This window comes from Prevotella sp. TCVGH (assembly GCF_023522295.1).
GTDB lineage: Bacteria > Bacteroidota > Bacteroidia > Bacteroidales > Bacteroidaceae > Prevotella > Prevotella timonensis.
In genome coordinates this window covers 20,765-43,543 of the sequence record NZ_QFFX01000007.1, presented here as the reverse complement: position 1 = coordinate 43,543, position 22,779 = coordinate 20,765, and the positions used below count along the sequence as shown (strand labels likewise).

Annotated in this window: 16 protein-coding genes; 5 read left to right on the top strand and 11 right to left on the bottom strand. The window is 42.5% G+C overall.

Features of this window, described 5'->3' with window-relative positions; genetic code table 11:
• Window positions 1–51: 51 nt before the first annotated feature.
• Window positions 52–2,043, bottom strand: coding sequence for a ComEA family DNA-binding protein (locus DEM91_RS02380; RefSeq protein WP_249857857.1), 1,992 nt, complete (start codon window positions 2,041–2,043; stop codon window positions 52–54).
• A 148-nt stretch (window positions 2,044–2,191) separates the two neighbouring features.
• Between DEM91_RS02380 and DEM91_RS02375 the strand changes: the two genes are divergently transcribed.
• A complete protein-coding gene (locus tag DEM91_RS02375) occupies window positions 2,192–2,809 on the top strand; it encodes a DUF4294 domain-containing protein (RefSeq protein ID WP_249857877.1) in 618 nt (205 codons plus the stop codon).
• 686 nt (window positions 2,810–3,495) lie between these two features.
• Here DEM91_RS02375 and DEM91_RS02370 read toward each other — a convergent pair.
• The 8 genes from DEM91_RS02370 to DEM91_RS02335 all read right to left on the bottom strand — a co-directional run bounded on the left by DEM91_RS02370 (window position 3,496) and on the right by DEM91_RS02335 (window position 14,870).
• Window positions 3,496–5,229 (bottom strand): RagB/SusD family nutrient uptake outer membrane protein, encoded by a 1,734-nt coding sequence (locus DEM91_RS02370; RefSeq protein WP_249857856.1) that lies wholly within the window; start codon window positions 5,227–5,229, stop codon window positions 3,496–3,498.
• A 15-nt stretch (window positions 5,230–5,244) separates the two neighbouring features.
• Window positions 5,245–8,301 carry a SusC/RagA family TonB-linked outer membrane protein gene (locus tag DEM91_RS02365; protein WP_249857855.1) on the bottom strand — a complete coding sequence of 1,019 codons (3,057 nt, stop codon included), beginning with the start codon at window positions 8,299–8,301 and terminating at the stop codon, window positions 5,245–5,247.
• Window positions 8,302–8,581: 280 nt separating this feature from the next.
• On the bottom strand, window positions 8,582–9,610 hold the full coding sequence (locus DEM91_RS02360) for a M28 family peptidase (RefSeq protein ID WP_249857854.1): 1,029 nt from the start codon (window positions 9,608–9,610) through the stop codon (window positions 8,582–8,584).
• 42 nt (window positions 9,611–9,652) lie between these two features.
• Complete coding sequence (locus tag DEM91_RS02355; protein WP_249857853.1) at window positions 9,653–11,410, bottom strand: membrane dipeptidase; 1,758 nt, start codon at window positions 11,408–11,410, stop codon at window positions 9,653–9,655.
• Window positions 11,407–11,886, bottom strand: coding sequence for an Lrp/AsnC family transcriptional regulator (locus DEM91_RS02350; RefSeq protein WP_249857852.1), 480 nt, complete (start codon window positions 11,884–11,886; stop codon window positions 11,407–11,409). The genes DEM91_RS02355 and DEM91_RS02350 overlap by 4 nt, the downstream gene beginning before the upstream one ends.
• A gap of 458 nt (window positions 11,887–12,344) precedes the next feature.
• Window positions 12,345–13,256, bottom strand: coding sequence for an FKBP-type peptidyl-prolyl cis-trans isomerase (locus tag DEM91_RS02345; protein WP_036925658.1), 912 nt, complete (start codon window positions 13,254–13,256; stop codon window positions 12,345–12,347).
• 121 nt (window positions 13,257–13,377) lie between these two features.
• Window positions 13,378–14,250, bottom strand: coding sequence for an FKBP-type peptidyl-prolyl cis-trans isomerase (locus DEM91_RS02340; protein WP_249857851.1), 873 nt, complete (start codon window positions 14,248–14,250; stop codon window positions 13,378–13,380).
• Window positions 14,251–14,264: 14 nt separating this feature from the next.
• On the bottom strand, window positions 14,265–14,870 hold the full coding sequence (locus DEM91_RS02335) for an FKBP-type peptidyl-prolyl cis-trans isomerase (RefSeq protein WP_249857850.1): 606 nt from the start codon (window positions 14,868–14,870) through the stop codon (window positions 14,265–14,267).
• A gap of 231 nt (window positions 14,871–15,101) precedes the next feature.
• Here DEM91_RS02335 and DEM91_RS02330 point away from each other — a divergent pair, with 231 nt between their 5' ends.
• Together DEM91_RS02330 and DEM91_RS02325 are read left to right on the top strand one after the other, a co-directional pair.
• Complete coding sequence (locus tag DEM91_RS02330; RefSeq protein WP_249857849.1) at window positions 15,102–15,797, top strand: SIR2 family NAD-dependent protein deacylase; 696 nt, start codon at window positions 15,102–15,104, stop codon at window positions 15,795–15,797.
• Window positions 15,798–16,266: 469 nt separating this feature from the next.
• Complete coding sequence (locus tag DEM91_RS02325) at window positions 16,267–16,620, top strand: DUF1893 domain-containing protein (RefSeq protein ID WP_036893210.1); 354 nt, start codon at window positions 16,267–16,269, stop codon at window positions 16,618–16,620.
• 65 nt (window positions 16,621–16,685) lie between these two features.
• Here DEM91_RS02325 and DEM91_RS02320 read toward each other — a convergent pair whose 3' ends face one another.
• Window positions 16,686–18,401: a Na/Pi cotransporter family protein gene (locus DEM91_RS02320; protein WP_249857876.1), complete on the bottom strand. Its 1,716-nt coding sequence runs from the start codon at window positions 18,399–18,401 to the stop codon at window positions 16,686–16,688.
• 95 nt (window positions 18,402–18,496) lie between these two features.
• On the opposite strand from DEM91_RS02320, the gene DEM91_RS02315 reads away from it, so the two are divergent.
• Window positions 18,497–20,158: a nucleoside kinase gene (locus tag DEM91_RS02315; protein ID WP_249857875.1), complete on the top strand. Its 1,662-nt coding sequence runs from the start codon at window positions 18,497–18,499 to the stop codon at window positions 20,156–20,158.
• A gap of 148 nt (window positions 20,159–20,306) precedes the next feature.
• On the opposite strand, the gene DEM91_RS02310 is transcribed toward DEM91_RS02315, so the two are convergent.
• Window positions 20,307–21,791: an alkaline phosphatase family protein gene (locus DEM91_RS02310; protein ID WP_249857848.1), complete on the bottom strand. Its 1,485-nt coding sequence runs from the start codon at window positions 21,789–21,791 to the stop codon at window positions 20,307–20,309.
• A 184-nt stretch (window positions 21,792–21,975) separates the two neighbouring features.
• On the opposite strand from DEM91_RS02310, the gene DEM91_RS02305 reads away from it, so the two are divergent.
• The gene (locus DEM91_RS02305) at window positions 21,976–22,653 is read left to right on the top strand and encodes a hypothetical protein (protein ID WP_249857847.1); all 678 of its coding nucleotides are present in this window, start codon (window positions 21,976–21,978) and stop codon (window positions 22,651–22,653) included.
• Window positions 22,654–22,779 lie beyond the last annotated feature (126 nt).

The window sequence follows — 22,779 nt, the reverse complement described above, 5'->3', positions numbered from 1 at the left end:
AAAAGTAACAAATTATTTATTTCTTTTGCGCAAACCGTCTGGTTATTTGTCTTAAAATCTCCAACGCAACTGCATTTCCAAGTCGGTCTGTGTGTTGCCGTTGATTTCTTGATACCCAGTGCCCATCTTCTGACGATCCAAATAATGTGTAGCTCCTATCTTGACAGCCGCCATTAGCTGTTCGTTGAGGTTGAAGCGTGTGTTGAAAGCCCCACGAACGCCCTTGCCAGCAAACATAGGGAATGCAAAGGTGTAGAGCATGCCACGTTCGTAAGAATACAGACGACTGTTGAAATCATCGGTGTGGAAATAAGCCAGTGTGGCAAATGCCTGTAACCGTTTGAACTTTCCACCCACATTTTCTGTCACCATGTATCCAGTGCTGTGTTTTGCACCTTGATAATACACCCCGTCAATCTGTGTTTTTGTAAACCATGCGCTGTGGGTGAACATGGCAGCGATACGTGCTCGGTGCGTGTAGGTATTGAGGAGAGCCGACTTGTCTGCGGTGTCTTTTTGTTTCATCTTGTATCGGTAGCGCACCTGCAAGTTCCATTGTCTATGTTGATAAGTGGCAAGTGTCATTGCATCCCAAGCATGACTTGACTGTGATGCTTGATACCGAGCCCATGGAAAATAGGCAAAATCAACGTAAGTCATCATCGATAAATGGCGAAAAGGCTGCCAATTGGTGCCGAGAAAGATGCCACTTTCGTTTTGACAATGCCCACCTTCGCTAAAACTTCGCCCCAAAAGAGCGTAATATCGGTAGGAATAAAATCGCTGAATGGCTATCACCGACCAATTGGGGAGGCATTGGTAGCTAATGCTGTTAATGGTTGCGAGTGCTTTGTGGTTACCGGTTGCGGTTTCTCCCTGTATGGAAAGTCGCCTGCTAATGTATCCATAATCGATACTGGCGTTCCAAAATGACTTGCCTTGAGGAGCATATTGCCGATACGTTTGTTTAATATTGGGCTGCAACTCCTTGTCCAAAGTCGTTGAAAATGCGGTTGCTCCGACATGAAAGCCATGACTGAAATACTGCAAATGTCCTCCTGCTACAAACTCAGAAGTGTTGTGTTTGCGGCTCATCTCTCGCATTGTGCGATGATAGCCCGATGTGACAATGGTGGCTATGGTGGTACTGTCTTTGTTCAGTGTACCGTCTATGTATCGATAGGATGCGAAACCAGTGAGGTCAAGTCCATTCGCTACCTGCACCGTAGCAGCGACTCCTTGCAAATAATTGGCTTCCGAACGTGACGAGTGCGCACGAATAGTATTGTACTGGTTACCCAATGATGCCAAGGTGGTGAGTTTCCCGAGCATGAAATCACGATTCATAGCCACGCCAAGTCCAAATTTAGCGCGGTATCTCCCTATGACCAACGACTTTATCTTGCCTAACTTATTAGCCTGCGCATAGAAAGAATAATAGTCGTAGCCCCATTTGTTGCGCCCTGCAAACCAGGGTTCGCCAGCATCTTGCGAGGCAACGAAGCCCATCTTGCCATACGGTCCATACGATAGCTGGTAGCGCAACCAGTGTTTGTATGGGTAACCAAGGTAGCCATTATCATCTCCTTTGCGCCTATAAAAAGGAATCTTGCCCGTTGCAATCAATTCATTGCGCCCATATTGCAAGAGGTCTTTCATAGAAGGAAAGGCAGAAGTGGGGGAAGGGTTAATGGTGACGAAGTAGGAAAGCAGCTTTCTCCGAGTCAAGTCCAATGATTCAATCATCGCCAATTCACCAACACTCCGCAGTGGGGCGTATTGGTCAATATATTCCACGAGCTCCTCTATTTGCTGTTTGGTCAAGAATGGCAGCTGTGCCAAGTCCTCTCGAGTGGCGTGATTCAAGTCAATGGGATGTGCAGCTTGCTCGCTCAGCATCTCATACATCTCTTCCAAGTCACCCGATTCAATACCTTCTACATCACTAAGTTGCTCTAAATAAGTTTGCCAAGATGGAATATCTTGGGCGTAAAGCCATGTACAGCAAAACCAAAACAAGCCAAAGAGTAATTTCTTTTTCATGGTTGAAGGCTGTTTTCCAATAGTTCAACAAAAATAATGTGAAAAACTTAATAACGCAAATAAAAATAAAATTATTTCTTGCAGTCCGAAATTATCATTACATTTGCTGTGCTTTATGAATAGAAACATCACGGTTATATTGATAGTCATGTTGTTGGCAGCTTTGCAAGCACGTGCACAGAATCCACTTCCAAGTACGCCCCTTCACCCCGAAGAGCGTGAGGTAGATATGGATAGCCCAACTTTTGAACCGATGGTCAAGGTAGGAAAAGTGCTCCGTGGGCGTGACTCTATTCAATACATGGAGTTTAATAATATCTATGTGTATCCGCAACCAGTGTTCAAGAGTGCACAGCAACGCATGGCATATAACAGATTGGTGCGCAATATCAAGAAGGTATTGCCCATTGCCAAGGAAGTAAATCGCATCATTATCGAGACAGGTGACTACCTTCAGACATTGCCCAACAAGAAGGCAAGAGACGAACATATGAAGCGAGTGGAACAGGGTATCAAGGAGCAGTACACGCCACGCATGAAAAAACTCAGTTACCAACAAGGCAAACTGCTCATCAAGTTGGTGTATCGTGAGTGTGACTCGTCTTCTTATCAGCTGATACAAGCGTTTATGGGACCTATTCGCGCTGGCTTTTGGCAGGCATTTGCCTGGGCTTTCGGAGCAAGTCTTACCAAGAAATACGATGCCGAGGGCGTAGATCGTCTCACCGAACGCATTGTGTTGCAAGTGGAGGCGGGGCAACTGTAATGTTCATTTTTGGCTCTAAAGATTTGATAAAAACGAGGGCGACTATCAACTTGTATCAGATTTTTTGTGAAGAACGCAGTGCTTTATAGTTCATTTTTCTCACGATATTTCATCCCTCTACGCTTTCAGTTTGCACGATATTTTTGCTTTCTCTGAATGCTGAAATATCTTTACACGACCCCTCTCATATTCCTCGTATTTTTCACCAACTTATAGATTGCTTGCAAATACGCGAGTTTTGACAAAGTTTCTATCTTCCTGATACACAATAGTGTATGAAAAAAGTGTGCAAAAGTGTGCTGATAAAGCAATGAGATAACGCCACAAAAGTAATGGGATAAGGTGCTTATTCGCATGGGTTAGTGTCCTTAACTCTTTATGTTAGGAGCGTTATTTGCATGCTTTAAGTCCGTGAAGACATATTTTTGCTGTTTATAAGGCTTAAAACTTGACAAAAAACCGTCTATTCTTTTCTATTTTAGCATTTTTGGAGACCCCTAAAAAGTGTCAGAAATGTTGACAAAAAGCGCAAAAAAGAATATTGTAGGTACATAGGGAATTAGCTGAATTTCCCTATAATAGAAGCAAGGACTATTGAAAGCGAAAACACAAGGGATAAGCCCATTATCGAATTTCTCTAATGAGCTTATCCTATTTAAGAAGGTTGTAGCATTTACATGTATCGATTATTTCAGCACTACACCACTATTGTCCGTAGGGTTTTGGGTCAGTGTACCAGGATATGCGTTAATCGCCTTTTGTGGTATGTAATAGGTTACTCTGTAGTCGGTAGCGGGAATGTCTTCCTGTTGTCGATGTGGTCCAGGGTAATGGCGCGTCAAGGATTTTCCGTTTCTGAACACGTCATAGCTGCGTTCGGCTTGGAAGGCCAGTTCTAACTGCCGTTCTTTGTCTATTCTCATACCAGCATTCGAAGCATCAAGCGATGGATACCCAGCATTAGGTATAGAACGTTCTCTAATGGTGTTAAGGTCAATGCGTGCCTTTTCGTATTCCCCTAACTTCGCATAAGCTTCAGCTCGATTCAAGTATATTTCGCCCAGTCGACTGATGATAGGTGAATGAAGGTGTGAATCTTCACCCTCACGTGAACATTTCACGATGTAGAATTGAGGGTAGGCACGATTTAGATTGATGTAATAATCAATCATACCAGCATATTCTTTTCCGTGATACACAATCTTATACGTTTCCTGTTGCTCGTCTATTGGCTTCAGGTCATAAGTGATTGTGCTCTCCTTTTCAGTCTTTTCAATACATTTTACATCTTTTCCATTACGCTGAATATCAAACTGCGCATAGTTGCGATCGCCTTTCTCGTTTTGGTAAACAAACCGAAAAACTTCAGTCTTCTTATCCCCGTAGGTAGGCTCAATGAAGGCGGCGCGTGCATCTATGATGCGAGAGTGACCAGGACGCCAGTCATTTCGACCTGTTTCGTTGAGCAGGTCAATATATTTGGCACTGGCATACATTTCACCCCAACCCATTCCACCTATGTTGGCGTACATTCCACCAATGCCGTAATAGTGGTCGTAGCCAGAGAATTCAGATGCTACTCGCTTAACTACAAAGATAGACTCCTTGTTATTTTCTGGTGCAAAGGTGTTATATTTCATAAAATTATCGCGTGACAGCAGTTGGTACTTCTTTGAGTTGATGACCTTATCAGCGTATTCTACCGCCAACTTGGCATACTCTCGGTTTGGGTTTTCATAGGTACCGCTCATATAGAGATAAACCCTCGACAGTAACGCTTGCGCTGCTTCCTTTGATGCATAGGCAGGACCTTTGTCAATAGTCATTAGCTTTTCGGCTTGTTTCAGGTCATTGATAGCTTGTTCATAGGTAGCCTTTACAGTGGCACGGTTGTCAAGATGAAGGTTTTCTAATACGTCATCGGGTGTACCGTTGACGATGGGAACGCCCAAATTCTTGTCGGGTGCTTGATAATAAGGTCTACCGTATGCGCGACAAAGATAGAAGTACATCATGCCTCGCACGAAATAACATTCCCCTAACTGGTTGTCTATCTCTTTTCCTTGTCCTTCCTTTACCATTTTGAGGATATTCGAAGCCTGTGCTATGGCTTTGTATCCCTGATCCCAGAAGCTTTGCAAGCGGTAGTTGTTGGGGGTTCTTGAGAAGGAAATAAACTCAAAGAAAGCATCTGTAGAAGAACCACGTATCATCATGTTGTCGCCCGCATATTCGCCACACCTGTGCATGGGGTCTGACCACGACTTGAGTTGTGCGTACATGCCTGTTACTAAGGCGTCGAGATTTTCACTCGGATTTTCTTCTACTTGTTTAGACTGCATCTGTGTTGCAGGCAACCTTTCGAGGTCGCAAGCTGTCAGTGAAATGGCTGCCAGCCATATAATCCATATTTTTTTCATTGTAGATAAGTGTCTTTAGAATGTTAGATTAAGTCCCAGCATAAATTTCCGTACCATGGGATATACATAGGTTCCTCCAGTATTCATCACGCTCAGTACACCCTTGTCGTTAGTTCCTGCAGGTAATTCAGGATCTACTCCAGAATAATTGGTAATGGTAAATAGGTTTTCTCCCGTTAGTGATATGCGCATATTCTTAATGCCAAAGCGGTTCATGTCTACATTATAACCTAATGTGAGTGAGCGCAACTTTAAGTAGTCGCTACTCTCAAGATATCGAGATGAAGCTTGGTTACCTTTATCTTGGTTGTTGTACAAGGCTCTTGGGTGCGTAGCTTCATCGTTGGGCTTTTGCCAACGTGTCCATCCGCTTTGTAATTTCATCTGATTGCGGTCGCCAGCGTATGCTCCATCCGAGTCGAATTCTTGTCGATAGTAGCTGTATATCTGTCCTCCAATGGAATAACCAAAGTTGGCATGCAAGTCAAAGTTCTTATAAGAAAGAGCTGTTGAGACGCTTCCGAATAAGTCGGGCGAGGCTTTACCGCATTTGAAATCCGATGCCTTGGCATAGTTCGAGGTGGTTACCTTATTGCCGTTTTTGTCTGTAGTGTACCACATAGGGCGTCCGTCTTCCTTGTTTACGCCTGCCCACTCTTTCATATAATATGTATCAACAGGCTCTCCAATTTCCAAAATACGCTGTGCTGTACCAGCAATGGTTGTTCCATCGCTAATCAAAACAGGCTTTACAATGTAGTTACCGTTCTTATCCAACTGTTTGTAAAGGTCACGCAATTCGTTGGCGTTGTGTGTAAGGTTCAAGTCAACAGCCCATGTAAGATCTTTGGTTCTGATGATGTCACCACCTAAGGTTAGCTCTACTCCTGTATTGCGCATCTTACCTATGTTCTTCCAAATGCTGGTCACGCCAGTCAATCCAGTGACGGGTACCTTGTAGAGAATGTTGCTGGTATTCTTAACATATCCGTCTAACGTCAGGCGAATACGGTTTTTGAAAAGCGACAAGTCTACGCCAATGCCTGAGGTGAATGTCTTTTCCCATGTAAGATTGGGGTTTCCAACCTGACTAATGAGTGCACCAGGCATACTATCGTAGTTTACACCTACCGAGTAAAGCGAATAAGAGGGATACAACTCAATTGGAACGTTACCAACAGAACCGTAAGATGCACGCAGCTTCAGCAAGTCCACACATTCTAATGTGAACCATTTTTCGCGGTTAATACTCCACGCTCCACTGACGGAGAAGAAGTTGCCATAGCGATTGTTGATACCGAAATTGGATCTACCGTCGCGACGCAGCGAAAGTTCTGCAAACAACTTGTCATCGTATGAATACTTCCATTGTGTGAACAAAGACTGCTTTGCCCATGCTGTTGGTGCGCCTTTCAGTTTTTCAGGCTTAGAGGTTGTGCTGAGAGATTCAAACCCTTGTACAAATCCTGTACCGTATGCGTCAATATAATTATGCTCGTAGTCGTTGAACTCGTATGCGAGCATACCGGAAACACGATGTGCCTCAAACATTTTTTCAAATCTTAAGATTTGGCTGGAGTATCTGCGAACCCAACTTTCTCTCCATTCAGTGATACGTCCATGTGTATCTCCTCCTGCTGCGCTCGAACGTGGGTCGTAGTATCCATGATTTTCAAGGTTACTATAGCGATAGTTGTTAGACGATGTGAACGACAACCAATCGGTAAAATCTACCTTGAAATCCAATCCACCTACCACTTCGTATTGTTTCTCTTCGTTGTGGTTCCACTGTAAATCGTATAGATAGTTGGTTCCCTTGCTGTTTACCCAACCCGAATATTGGTTAGGTACCAAGTTTCCTTGCTCGTCATAAGGACTATCCCAAGGCATCATGTAGAACATTGAGCCTACATCGTGTTGCTTGTCGGAAACGTTGCGAAGCGAGCCACTGAACGAAGGTGTGATGCTAAGCCAACGAGCTGGCTGGTACGACAGGCTCATACGAGCCGAATATCGATCGTAATCGTAGCCTTTTATCGCACCCTCTTCATTGTAATACCCTAAGGAGAAAAATGATTTCAACTTATCATCTCCACCTGAAACAGTCAGGTTGTAGTCTTGTGTGAAGCCTGTTTGTGTAGCCAACTTAAACCAATCGAAGTTTTGGTTTCTAAGGTCTGGCGTCCATCTCTTGAACTTAACTTGGTCTACATTGGCAAACGACTTGTAGAAATCGTAGAACTCGGCACCGTCCATCATTTGCATGTGACCGCGACTCAGCGTGCTGATACCTGTTTTCGCTGTGATATTGAAGGCTGTTCGACCACTTTTAGCCTTTTTTGTGGTTACAACTATTACACCATTGGCACCTTCCGAACCATATATGGCTGTTGAGGCAGCATCTTTCAAGACAGTTAAGCTCTCAATATCTGCAGGGTTCAATTCTCCAGGACTGTTACCAACGATGATGCCATCGATGACCCATAATGGGGCTGTAGCACCGTTGATAGAGGTTTGCCCACGTATCACAATTGCTCCCGAAGTCCCAGGTCGACCGCTTCCTGGTGCAACATAGACTCCTGCAGCTTTTCCATTAAGCATGTTTTCTACAGAGGCAGATGTGATATCTTTGAGCTTTTCACTCTTAATGTTAGCCATGGCACCCGTCAAACTCTCTTTGCGTTGAGTTCCATAGCCTACCACTACTACTTCTGAAAGTTCAGTTTCCTGTGGTTGCAAGGTGACTATCATGCCGTCAGTAGCCACTACCGTCTGGTCGGTAAAACCGACATACGACAAAGTGATGCGATTGTTTTTCTTGCTGAGCGTGAGAGTAAAATTACCATCAGCATCGCTTATGGTTTTGTTAGCAGTACCTACTTCGGTAATAGTTACACCTATGAGAGGCTCACCTGCCTTGTCTACTACCTTTCCTCTCACTCCATTTTGTTGGGTAGAGGCTGCGATTGTTTGTTTTGGAAGTACCATCTGCCCATGATTAGCAAAGACCAAACATGGTAAAGCAATGGCACAGACGAGCAACAAGCTTCTTGCTTTAGCGTCAATAGTCATTAGGTTACACATTTTTTGATAAGGTTATTGGTTAATATTAATGAACAATCATTGTAAAAATGTAAAGTCAAAAGGTTAACAGGTAGCAAATTTATAGCTTTTTATCGTAAGCAGTGCGCTTTTTGGAGTATTTAATTAATAAAAAATATTAAATATATTTTTTACAAATGACAAACAAAAAGAACCACCAGTCGTATGTAGTGGTTCTTATGGGTTGTGAGATTTATTGGCTTGATGACAACGCCTATTCAAGCTGTTTGTCGATAGCACATGTCGAAGTTCAGTTTTCTTCGCTAAACAGTACTTGGATAATGGTTTGTCCTACAGCCTTGAGCGTATTCTTGTCAATATGCTCTATCGTGTCGTAGATGGTGTGCCAAGTGGGACCAAAGCTGCTTTGCGCACAGTCGGGATAATAGGGGATGATGTCAATGGTAGGTATTTTGGCATTTTCGTTCAAAGGGATATGGTCGTCGGTAATATAACCTCCATCTTGTTTTATAAAATAACTTCCATAGCCAGCAGCACTTGCAGCCGACCACACCTTATTTATAATCTCTGGCGCATATCGTTTGGATGCCAATTCTTGGTAGAACTTTGCTCCTTGACCCCCCACCATATCCAACAAAATGCCATAGAGGGGTCGGTAGTTGTCAGGGAGGTTTTTCGACCAATACTGTGCCCCCAATGCCCATGCATCTTCTCCGTCCTGTTGCTCTGCCCATTGCGGAGTACCCCAGTCTTCAGCATCAAAGCAAACGAAGTCAATCCCGTAATTCAGCGTAGAGTCTTTGCTAAGTAGTCGGGCTATCTCCAACATCACCGCTATTCCGCTGGCTCCGTCGTTAGCAGCCATTACAGGTTTGTGCCAATTGGTACTATCTGGGTCGTTATCCGCCCATGGTCTACTGTCCCAGTGAGCGCATAGCAAGATGCGCTTTTGTGCTTCTGGTTTGTATTGTGCCATGATATTGGTAGCCTTTAGCAAGGTACCATCGTAGCCTTTCAGTTCGGCTTTTTGAGTACTTACTTGACAACCAAATGCCTTGAACTTTTCAATAATCCACTCCGCACATTGTTCGTGTGCTTCGCTGTTCATGGTGCGAGGCCCGAAACTGCATTGTGCTTCAATATAATGGTATGCAGAATCGGCTTCAAAAGCAGGACCAACAGGTTCGTTGTGCATGGCGCTTTCCATTTCATTTGTTATTTCTGTCGAAGTTGCTTGTGTGGAATGCCACCCCCAAAAAGCAACAGCAGCCAAAAGGATTCCTGTTCCTACTCCCATGATTATTTTCTTTTTCTTCATTTCTATGCTTGGTTATTCGTTGTGATGTGCCAGCCTGTGCGTCTATTTTATTTTCAGTTCTTGTGCCTGTCGCATGACTCTGAGCCAGTTGCCGCCCCATATCTTGGCAATATCTTCATCGCTGTAACGGCGACGCAACAACTGAATAGTGAAGTTGATCATATACGATGAATCAGCCATACCGCACACCCCACCGTCTCCGTCAAAGTCAGTTCCTATGCCAACGTGGTCAATTCCCATGATTTCAATAGCATGTTCCAAGTGACGTACACCGTCAAGGATGCTGGCTTTAACGCTGTCGGAGCGCAAAAATCCATGGTAGAAAGTCGTCTGTACCACACCTCCCACCTTGGCGATAGCACGCAGTTGGTCATCGGTGAGATTGCGTGGGACATCACAGAGAGCCTTGCAGTTGCTGTGGCTGCATACAATAGGCGACTTACTGATGTCTATCGCATCGTAAAAACTCTGTTCGCCACCATGCGAGAGGTCGACCATAATGCCACAATTGTTCATTTCTTGAATCACTTTCTCACCAAAATCGGACACACCGTGATGCGTGTTCGTGCTCTTGCGAGCACTGTCACAGATGGCATTGTCACCATTGTGACACAGTGTAATGTAGGTAATACCCCGCTGCGCAAAATGTTGTACGTTACGAATATCGTTTTCTATGGCAAGGCCATTCTCAATGCCAAGCACGATACTCTTTTTCCCCTGCTGCTTGTTTTCGTAGAGTTGTTCAGGATGACGAGCAAGTGCAAGGTACTTGTTGTTTGATTTTACTATTTCTTCTATCTTGTCAAAGATAAGGTCAGCGTATGCCTTAGGACCTTCAACCTTAAAAGGTGCGATGTCTGCAAATGTCTCTCCGGGCATGGTTTGCGGCAGGTAAGCCACCATGGTCACAGCATCTTGGTGACCTTCAGACATTTTGTGCAGGTCTACAAGGATACGACTGTCACGCTGCTCAAAGTGTATGCCTTGCGGAAAAAACATAGGTGTGTCGCAGTGTGAATCGAGGGTGAGGATGCGTTGGTGTAGGGTTTTGGCAGTTGCAAATTCTGTTGCACGCTTGACAAGCCACTCGAAAAGAGGAAGACCTGCCTTTTCCAGCCATTCTGGATGCCACTGAACGCCCAAGATAGATTTATATTCAGTACTCTCCATTGCTTCAATAATGCCGTCTGGAGCAGTAGCTGTGGCAACAAATCTGTCTCCCGTATTGCTTACCGCTTGGTGATGAAAAGAGTTAACAAATAGCTTTTCAGATGGATAGATATGATAGAGCGTGCTGTTTTTTTCAATCGAAATGCTGTGTGTCGGTTCGTTTTTATCGGCATCCTGATCGTGTTTAATTTGCGTGTGGATGTCTTGTGTCACCTCTCCTCCCAAGGCAATGGCAAGCGTTTGCATTCCTCTGCAAATGCCAAGCATTGGGATTTGTCGATGATAAGCCAATACAGCAAGCCGCAATTCAGGTAAATCTCTGGTGGCATTGATATGCCCCAATCCTTTTTCTGGCTCCTTACCCAACCACAAAGGGTTGTGGTCAGCCCCGCCCGAAAGTATCAACGCATCGATATTTTCAAGAGTATTGATCATTACATCGACATTCTCTATCGGTGGAATGAGCAATGGCGTGCCTCCAGCCTCGGTTACTTGCTGGTAGTAACGTTCGCGTATAGAAGCATCGCCATCGGCATAATTGGTGGTAATGCCAATGATGGGACGGTGCTTGGCGGGTGGAAAAGATGAATGAATACGGTCTAAATCAGCACGAAGATCGAAATCTATCATAGTTCGTCCACGTTAGCTGGAACTTCACGTTTAATACTTTGATCTAATGAAATCAAGGTTTCGGTACTCATTACACCTGCAATCGTCTGTATGTGATTGTTGAGTAAGTCCATCAGCTGTTCGTTGTCGCGAGCATACAACTTGAGTAGCATCGTGTAAGAACCTGTGGTAAAGTGACATTCTACTACCTCTGGGATTCCTTGGAGTTGCTCAACCACCTTTTTGTACATGCTTCCACGTTCCAGATTGAGCCCAATATAGGTGCATGTAGAATAGCCTAAACTCTTAGGGTTCACGTTGAAACTACTACCAGTAATGACTCCATTCTCTATGAGATGTTGCACACGTTGGTGAACAGCTGCACGAGAAACGCCACATTCTGCTGCAACATCTTTGAATGGCATGCGTGCGTTATTTGCCAAGATGCTTAAAATCTTCTTGTCAAGATTATCAATTTTTTCTGAGTCTTTTCCCATTTGTTATTGTTATGTTTAAGTTAATGTGATAGCAAAAATAAGAATTTTAATTGAAAAAATCAACAAATGGTCTATAAAAATAACACTTACCGCTCATTATAACCTGTGGATGAGAAGAATTAAGGCTGGTTCTATAAATTACCACCGCATATAGTCATTAAAATTTTATGAAATACGTTTTGTTATCTTTTGGCTTCTTTTTGGCTCAAAATGCAAGATTGTTCAGTCGTGTAGCTCGCTACACTCCTTCACGCTCTTGCATTTTGACCTCAAAAATAAGCTCAAAATCTAACAAAGCTAATTTATAGAACCAGCCTTAAGTAGGAACTATTGTTGTAAAAAGTAAAAAACCTATTGCCAAAAATACTTATACTTTTTGGACAATAGGTTCATATGTATGGTCTGTATTCAGCGTTGTTACACCCTTTGGGGCGTATGGCGAATACGAAAAAAGACAGTTATTTCTTACTTTCTGGCTTTGTTGTTTTTTCCACACTGATAAGTTCTACTGTGAAAATCAAAGTGGAATATGGCTGTATCTGTCCTGCTTGACGAGCGCCATATGCCAATTCTTGTGGAATATACAATTCCCATTTACTACCTACTGGCATCATAGAGAGGGCTTCTGTCCAACCTTTAATCACCTGATCGCAGCGAAACGAAGTGGTTTGTGGATTGCGTTGGTAAGAACTATCGAATATCTTTCCGTCAATAGTCTTGCCTTCGTACTTCACCGTTACCTTATCTTCTTTCTGTGGCACTTCTCCTGTTCCAGCAGTGATGATTTTATATTGCAATCCACTTTGGGTTGTCTTAACGCCTGGTTGTGTTGAATTATTTTTCAACCATGCCGTGTTTGCATCCTTATAAGCTTTCTCTTTAGCCTCTTTGGCAGCAGTTGCACGCTCACGGAACAGTTCAGAGGCTTGGTTCACAGTGTATATGGTTGTATCGTTCTGTATTCCTGCCATAAATCCTTGTTCAAAGATTTTGGTATTTATCTCTTCTGGAGTTCCTTTGAAAGCCTCAGTAGTTTGTGGAAGAATGCGGCTTTTTACCATTCGTGCGATGGCTTGACCTGCATGACGAGCCTTAAACTCAGGCGTATCTACCTGCTCCAATGCTTCTTGAAAAGCGGTTAAGAACTCGTTCATGTGTGCTTCATCAACCCCATACTCGTGTTGTAAAAAAGGAAGTAGTCCGTTGGTTGCTGCCATACCTGTAGCAAAGCTCAACGAATCTTGCGGGGTTAAGATGGCTTGTGCTGTACTTTTAGTCTGTTTTTTTTGATGCTTCTTTTTGTCAGTTGTACCCCATGAATTGATGGATATGGCTAAGAAGCATAGCGAAAAGAGAATGATTTTCTTCATAATTTAATGGTAAAATTAAGAAAGACTCACCTTATATGAATTGCTCTGTTTCCTATTTGTATCAGAAACCAGCACATACAGGGTGAGCCTTTGTAAATGTGATAATGTTGCGAACAGCAACTTATTTTTCTATGCTTAGTAATTCAATCTTAAAGATGAGTACAGAGAATGGCTTAATCTGTCCCTGTTCACGCTCTCCGTAAGCTAAGTCTTGAGGGATATACACTTCCCAAACAGAACCTACTGGCATGTGAACGAGTGCATCTGTCCAGCCTTTGATGACCTGATTGGCACGCAAGGTCACAGGGTTTCCACTCTTGTATGAGCTGTCAAACACTTTCCCATCCAAGGTTCTTCCTTCATAGTGAACCTTTACCATAGAGGTATCAGATGGCATTGCACCGTTACCAGCTTTGATAACTTTGTACTGTACACCGCTTGGTAAGGTCTTTACATCTTTCTTATTCTTGTTTTCAGCAAGGAATTTCTCACCAGCTGCCTTGTTGGGGCCGTATTCTTTTTCCATCATCTTGCTGCGAATGGCAACCATCTTCTTTTGAGCTGTCTCGCCAGCCTGTTCAATGGTCATCAAACCCTTCTTGCCAGTTGTTCCTGTAATGAAACCAGCCATGAAGTTTTTCAAGGAGATACTCTTGGTAGAGTCACTACCAAATACTTCTTGATTGATACCAGTAATCATTTGGTTGCTAATCTGTTGTCCAATTTGGATACCTGCATAATAAGCAGCGCGAGCTTTATCATCGCCTGCATTAGCACCCTCGTTTAAGCCTTTGATGAACTGATCCATATAAGTGGTATCGATGTTCATACGAGCTACCAAGAAGTCTTTCAGACCTTGTGTCTGTGACATACCCATGGCATAGCTCAGGGTGTCAATATCGGTCTTTAGATCTGCTTTAGGAGTTGAATTGCCACAACCTGTAAATGTTGCAGCAGCAATAGCCAAAGCGGCTACAAAAGTTAGTTTTTTCATTGTTTATTGTTTTATTAAATTACTTCGATGAGTTCTACGTCAAATATGAGTGCTGCGAAAGGAGGAATAGAAGAACCTGCACCATGCTCGCCATAACCTAAGTGGTAGGGAATGAAGAAGCGGTATTTGGCACCCTCTTTCATCAGTTGTAAGCCTTCTGTCCAACCTGCAATGACTTGGTTTAACCCAAATGTAGCTGGCTCTCCACGCTGAATGCTACTGTCGAAAAGGGTTCCGTCTACCAACATTCCTTCGTAATGACATTTCACTTGGTCGGTAGCTTTAGGTTTTTTACCAGTACCTTCTGAAAGCACTTGATATTGTAAGCCTGATGGTAAAGTAATCACTCCCTCTTTTTTTGCATTTTCGTTAAGGAAGTTTTGTCCTTCTGTCATGGCTACTTTTCCTTTTTCTGCGGCAGCCGCACGCTGCTTGGCCTCTTGTTCTTGGAAGAAAGTTTGTACCAAGGTTTGTGCTTCCTCGTTGCTAATTTGTGGTTTTGTACCTGCGATTACATCCTTAATGGCTTGTGAAAAATCGTCTATATTAAGCCCCTTGGCACCCATATCAGATAACTGTTGACCGATACCGAGCCCCAAAGCGTAACTTACTTTGTCCATATTCAATTAATTATAGTTGGTATGTATTGTTTTAAAACAGGGACAAAGATAACAAAAAACTATCATAGACGGGATTTATTTATCAAAAAAATACTATTTTTGTAAAAATTAAACTGCGCCTCAACAAACTAAGTAAACTTGTTTGTGTTCGGTCGGTTTACTTTTATGATGATGAAATGGCACAATAATGTCTATTTTTGGGAAAATAAATTTATAGACAACAATATAATCATGAAAAAGATAGTGTTTTTAACAGGCGCTGGAATGTCAGTGGAGAGTGGGTTTAAGACCTTTCGAGGTAGTGATGGACTTTGGGAGAATTATCCTGTAGAGCAGGTGGCTTCTCATGAAGGTTGGGAAGCCAATCCTACGCTGGTAACTAACTTTTACAACATGCTTCGTAAAAAGCTGTATGATGCTCAGCCCAACGAAGGGCATCGATTGATACAACAGTTGGAAGAGAAGTATGATGTAACTGTTATCACACAGAATGTCGACAATCTGCATGAACGAGCTGGTTCGTCACGGGTTGTTCATCTACATGGTGAATTGACAAAGGTCTGCTCCAGTCGTGAGCCTTATAATGAGGCTTACATTCGCGAACTTACGAAAGAAAATGCGGAGGTTACTCCCGGTGCAAAAGCCGATGACGGTTCTCTTTTGCGTCCTTTCATCGTTTTCTTTGGTGAGAGTGTGCCCATGATTTCTGTAGCTGCACAGTATGTTCAACAAGCTGATATCTTTGTCATCATAGGAACCTCTCTTAATGTTTATCCTGCTGCTGGATTGGTGAGATATACAAAATCAGGTTGTCCAATTTATTTAATTGATCCCGATCATGTCGGAACCAGTGGTATTGCTCGCCTCGAACACATTCAAAAAGGGGCGAGCGAGGGGATGAAAGACTTGCTTCGGATATTGGATTAGCCGCTTCTTGTGGGCGAGTGGAAGTGGGACAAACGATGAGGTGTACAATCTAATTGCATCCTCTCGTCTGCTTAAAGATACGCATGAGTTCGGTAAAACAGTCTATTTTGGAGCGCAAAACAGACTGTTTTCCTTACCAAAACAGTCTGTTAAGGCTGGTTCTATAAATTAGCTTTGTTAGATTTTGAGTTTATTTTTGAGGCCAAAATGCAAGAGAGTGAAGGAGTGTAGCGAGCTACACGACTGAACGAACTTACATTTTGAACCAAAAAGAAGCCAAAAGATAACAAAACGTATTTCATAAACATTTGATGACTATGTGTGGTGGTAATTTATAGAACCAGCCTTAAATAACGGTGAAAAGTTTGATGTTCTCCAAAATAATTCGTATATTTGCGATAGACATCATAATGATGTAGACAAAGAAACTTCATTACACGACTCAAGAGTTCAATCAACAGGAGGGGGAATGCTTATGATGAGTGAATTAATTGATATGTTACACACCGAGGATTGCTCAATGGTGTTGCTACACGAGGGGAATATTCGCACTTTTAAGGGGCGTGGGGTTCGGACGCTCTACCACCTTTTGAACGATGCACCCGAATCTCTCTTAAAATCTAAGATAGCTGTGAAGGCGGTAGGAAAAACAGCCGCACGTGCCATGACCGAAGGGGGCGTGGTAGAAGTCTATGCCGATGTGATGAGTCAAGAGGCTTATGCATGGCTGGAAGACGCTGGTGTGAAAGTGAATTGTGAAAAGAAAGTAGACCATCAACGCTTTTTGAAAATATGGGCGGAGATGGGAGAAATCAAGGATTAAAGTTTCACTTTCAACTTGTAGTTTTGGCTTTTACGAGTATTCGACAGCTAAGGTGCCTTGAATCACTACACATTGTGCTGGCGAATACCCATGCGCGCTTCAACCACGTTCACGACATAGTCACCGAGTTTTTCGCATTCTTGGATAATATCCATGTAGATAGTACCAATAGCATAAGTGTATAGGTGGTTATTGATATCTGTGATATTTTTTGTTTTGAGTTGATTGCGATAGTTGTTAATCTCGGTTTCGATATTGAAAGAGCGATTGACGTCAAGGTTAGATTTGCGCCCAGATAACAACACATTCATTTGAGTAAGTGCGTCATCTGTCAACTCAAACATCTGATGCATCTGCTCATATTGTTTCTCCGTGAACTCTTCTTTACCTGCACGTTTACGTTTCAATGAACGAGCAATATTGTAACAGCTGTCCCCGATGCTTTCTATCTCGGTAATTTGTCGCAGCATGGAACGGATTTTCAACTTGGTGTCATCGCTGAGATGTGCCGTTCCAATCTGATCTAAATAGTTGGCAATCTCTATTTCCATGTTGTCACTGATGCCCTCATACTTCTCTATTCTGTCAAAAAGTTTTGCAAACTTGTTTTCATCCTCTATTCCTAACAACTCTCTGACCATGTTGAACATGCGCTGGATACGTTCGGCAAAGGATTGAATCTCTTTATGTGCTTCCAAAACAGATAGCTCTGGAGTCTTCATAATGCCCATCTGAATGAAGCGTAAGCGGAAGTCTTCTTCATCATCTTTTTTGCTTGGTTTAATCATTGCACATACTAATTTCTCAATTTGTGGAATGAACCAAATGAGAACAGAGGTGTTCAACACATTAAAAGAGGTGTGAAAAGCAGCCAAAACAATAGGAAGTTTCACGGCTAATTGCTCTTGTGTCAGGACATGATTGGTGGGATCGTAATGAACAAGACTACAAACGCCATTTACAAAAGGATAGAAAACACAAAGTACCCAAATCACTCCGAGGACATTAAACACCAAATGTGCCAAGGCTGTACGCCGAGCTTGTGTGTTTGCCCCTAAGGCTGCAAGGTTGGCAGTGGCTGTAGTACCAATGTTTTCACCCATCACCAAGGCTATTCCGAGATAAATCGGTAGTACGCCAGTGGAGCATAATAAGATGGTAATCGCCATGACGGCAGCAGAAGATTGGACTAAACAGGTAATAACAGTACCAATCAATAAAAAGGAAAGAATGGTAAGATAGGAATCTACATCAAACGACTTGAAGAAATCGATGATTGCTGGATTGTTCTCTAATTGTAGTTCTTTCCCAGCGACACTAAGTAGTACAAGACTGAAAAACATGAAGGAAAGTCCGAAGAGGAAATCACCTATATAGCGCATCTTACGGCTGTAGATGAGGATAATGCCGACCAAAAAGGCAGGAAACACAAAACTTGTCAAGTCTACGGAGTAGCCCAACGACATAATCCATGCGGTGAGCGTGGTACCAATATTCGCACCCATGATGACTGATATAGCTTGTGCCAAGGTGAGCAAGCCTGCATTTACAAACGAAACCGTCATGACCGTGGTAGCCGAAGACGACTGAACGGCACAGGTAATGAATGTTCCAGTGAGCATTCCAGTGAATCGATTGGTGGTCATGGCTCCTAAGATGTGACGTAACTGTGCGCCCGCCATTTTTTGTAATGCCTCACTCATGACTTTCATGCCATAAATGAGCAGGGATAGAGAACCAATAATCTTAAAAAAAATAGCTAAGTACTCACTCGTTGTCATCATAATTGTATTGTAATGCGATATATTTTTGTACTTCGAGAAAAATGATTAACTTTACATCGTATAACTTTCACGAACTTAAATCAGTAGACCAAATGAAACAGATGCTGCATATACGTTGCAAAAATAATAAAAAAATTAAAGATGTAGCCATCGGAAGCACACTTTCTGAAGTTTTTGATGAATTTAAATTAGAAATGCCCTTTGGACCCATCTGTGCAAAGGTGAATAATAAAGTTTGCGGGATGAACTTGTGTCTATATCATAACAAGGATGTTGAGTTCTTGGATATGCACAGTAGTTCTGCACAACGTAACTATACGCGAACTTTGTTTTTTATACTTTGTAAGGCTGTACACGACTTATATCCAGGGTCGGAAGTAGTGATTGATATCCCTGTATCGAATGGTTATTACATTAATCTAAAGGTAGGACATGAGGTGAGTGAAGAGGATGCTGTGCGTGTACGTGAGCGCATGCAACAGATTATTGATGCTAAAATCCCCATTGTGCGCTATCAAGTTCCTACAGAAGATGCCATCGAGATGTTTGAACAAAAAGGGGATGAGGCTAAGGTGAAACTGTTGCGGAGCATCGGCTCGTTGTACACAGTGTATCATCAGATTGATGATTATGTGGACTATTATTATGGTTCCTTATTGCCAAACACGGGAGACATCTATCTCTTTGGACTGGAAAAATATTACGAGGGACTGTTGCTGCGTATTCCTTCTAAAGAAAACCCAGCAAAGTTAGGCGAATTGATACGACAAGACAAAATGTTTGAAGTATTCTTGGAGCAGCATCGAAGACAGCACATATTAGGGGTAAGTACCGTTGGCGATTTTAACGAAGCTGTGCAACAGGGACATGCTACCGATATGATAAACATCAGTGAGGCACTCCAGGAAAAGAAAATCTCACAGATAGCTGACCGCATTGCCATGCATCCAGATGTTCGAATGGTGCTCATCGCTGGTCCTTCTTCTTCAGGGAAGACAACATTCTGCAAGCGATTGAGCATCCAATTATTAGCCAATGGCATTCGTCCTGTGCAGATTTCGCTTGACGACTATTTTGTAGATCGTCATCGAACACCGTTAGACAGCAATGGAAATTTTGATTATGAAAGTCTCTATGCTTTGGATCTTCAACTCATCAACGAGCAGTTTAGTGCGCTTTTCCGTGGAGATGAAGTGGAATTACCCAAATATAATTTCCTGACAGGAAAAAGCGAAAAGAGTGGAAAGAAAATGCGTTTGGAGGAGCGACAGGTACTGGTGGTTGAGGGAATCCATGCTTTGAATCCTGAATTGACCGCTCAAATTCCCGACGAACAGAAGTTTAAAGTATATATATCTGCATTGACAACGATTCTTTTAGATGACCATAATTATATTCCAACCACAGACAATCGGTTGTTGAGGCGTATCATTCGGGATAATAAATATCGTGGCGTGAGTGCGCAAGAGACCATTAAACGATGGCCAAGTGTAAGAGCTGGCGAGACAAAATGGATTTTTCCTTATCAAGAGAATGCGGACATCATGTTTAATACTGCCATGCTTTACGAGCTTGCCGTCATCAAGTCGCAAGCTGTCCCATTGTTAGAGCAGGTGCCAGAGAATTGCGAAGAATATGCGGAGGCTTACAGATTGCGGAAGTTCTTAGCGTACATCAAACCGATTTCTCACAGAGATTTGCCTCCTACAAGTCTTATTCGGGAGTTTTTAGGTGGTAGTTCTTTCAGGTACTAACCCTACCTTTGTTCTCAATCCCTTTTCCTTTCGTGGAGAGATAAACACTTACAGCAAAAGGCTTGACAAGGATTTCCTTATCAAGCCTTTTGCTATAATGGTGCTAATGTGGCGTTTTATGTAACGCACTATCATCCTTTACAAAGCTTTAATCATTGTCGGCAACTTCTTCAATCGCCTCTCCAATGCAAGCATTCGGCTCTTGTATGTGGAGCATGGAGCAGACTGTGGGGGCTATATCTACAATGTGTGTAGTCTCTGCTGTTTGTCCATGTTCAACTTTCCAGCCCATAAAGATGAGAGGAATGTGTGCATCGTATGGATTCCAAGCACTGTGTGTGGTGCCAATGTACTTCTCATCTACCTTAGCAGCCACTACGTTTGGGTTGCAAACAACTTGAATGTCTCCGCTACGATGAAGATGATAACCGTTTGCTAATTGTTCTTTTAGTTTGGAAGGCAAAGTGGTCGCATTCAAATTTTGCATATCTACAACAAATGCGAATTGTGGATCTTTGCTTAAAAAGTTGACAGCTTCTTGCTTAACTTTGTCAATTTGAAGATTTGCTTTTGCAATAGCTCCTTGGTTAATGTGCAGGGAATAAGCGTAAAACCAATTAAATAAGCTGTCTACGCCAAACTTTTGTTGTAAATGAGCGTTTAACTTATCCATGGTGGCATTTGCATCGTATCCACCTGCTGGTATGCGCTGAGCCTTCATCTCATTAGGGTTGTGAGCACCACCATGGTCAGCAGATAAGAAAAGAAGATAGTTGCCACGACCAACTTGTGCATCTAATGTCTTTAGAAATTGTGCCAATTCTTTGTCTAATTGCAGATAAGCAGCCTTTACTTCAGGGCGTCGAGTGCCATAAATATGACTGATAATATCCGTTGGGGACACACTAACGCATAACATATCCGTAGTATTTCCCTTGCCAAGCTGTTCGTTTTGGAGTGCAGCTTCTGCCATCTTAAAGGTCATGGTAATTCCTTTCGTGTCGGCAAGCATATCGAATCCTGGTTCTGTCTGATTGTCTTTGTTGAATTTGGTCACCCATTTAGGCAACTTATCCATATAAAACGAGCTTGTAACAAAGTGTCCAGCTTTCTTGTCCCACCAATAGGCAGCATTCGCAGCGTGTCCTGCTGGAAGTATTGCAGCGCGATCTTTTAATGCAATGCCAATCACTTTTGATTGATAGTTGGTGGCAATCCTTAGCTGGTCGCCTATTGTTGTGGCAAGTAGATTATGAGGTGACATCTGCCCTGCACTATTATTGCTTCCCACACTCTTGACATTTTTATCAAAACAACAATACACGGGTTGTCCATTCAGTCTGAAATTGTTGCCTGCAATACCGTGAAGTGCGGGAACACTTCCTGTATAAATGCTTGTATGTCCAATAGCTGTGACCGTTGGTGTGTAGTTGATAAGCGTTTTCTCACAGCTGAAACCTTCGTTGAGAAGTCTTTTGAAGCCGCCTTCTCCAAATTCATTGTAATAATAATACAGGTAGTCCCATCGCATTTGGTCTACTGCTAATCCGATAACTAATTTGGGTCTTTCTACTTGTGCCTGAGTAATTAAGGCACATAAACATAAAACACAACTGATTAATATTTTCTTCATAACTTTGATAATATGAGTTTTCGTTCAATGAACATATACCATTTTTCGGAATGACACCTGTTAAATGTTCACATTTATAGATTGCAAAGTTAGTGATTATCTGCTCAAAAAAACCAAAATAATATGACATTCGTGGTACAATTTATTTTTTTTGAGTATCTTTGGACCGAAAGGAGAGCAAACCATGGAAAAGAAAACACAAGATAATTTATCAGATAAATACGTAGACAGCATTGAGTTGCGACAAATAGATAAGTTTGTTTGTGATGAGATGTCACGCCAGATACACCGCTATATCAAAGCAATGTCTGGCTCAAAGACCATGATGGAAAAGTTTGAAGCAAATTTGTCTACGCTGACTATTCCGCAAAAAGAAGAAGCCATTGCTCGTTATATTGACTTAAACCGCAAGGTGTTGAGCGGGTTAGACTGGCAAATAGTGGTGGCACGTGCCATGGCTAATTACTGTGATACATTCAGCTATTTGCTCACATTGATGCATGATGAACGTAAAATGGCGTTTTATTTGGAGCGTGTGAAGAGTAAATACATTCGGTATCATGAGGTAATTGAGGAGCAAGGCAAATTTGGTCTCAAGAATTATCAGGGAGAAATCATGGTTCACCCCATATATGATTTTGTTCGTACGTGTTATGTTTATGTTGATGACCTCATGACTATGCCTGTAATTGTGCAAAAAGGGGACAAGATGGGACTGATACTTCCCGATGGAAAGGATACTATCATCGCTCCTTTTGAGTATGATGATATTTCTTTGCGAGATGAATATCCTTATTTTGAGGCTATTCGTGGCAATGAAGATGGGTATATAGATAGGTATGGAAAGTTCATTCCAAAATAATTTTTCTGTGATATAACCGAGCAGCTTTCCATAAAATATATGACGAAACAAGAAGAGCGATTGGGGTTGTGCAATGCCACCAATCGCTCTCGTCAATCTTGTTCACAATGTTCAATCTATAGCATT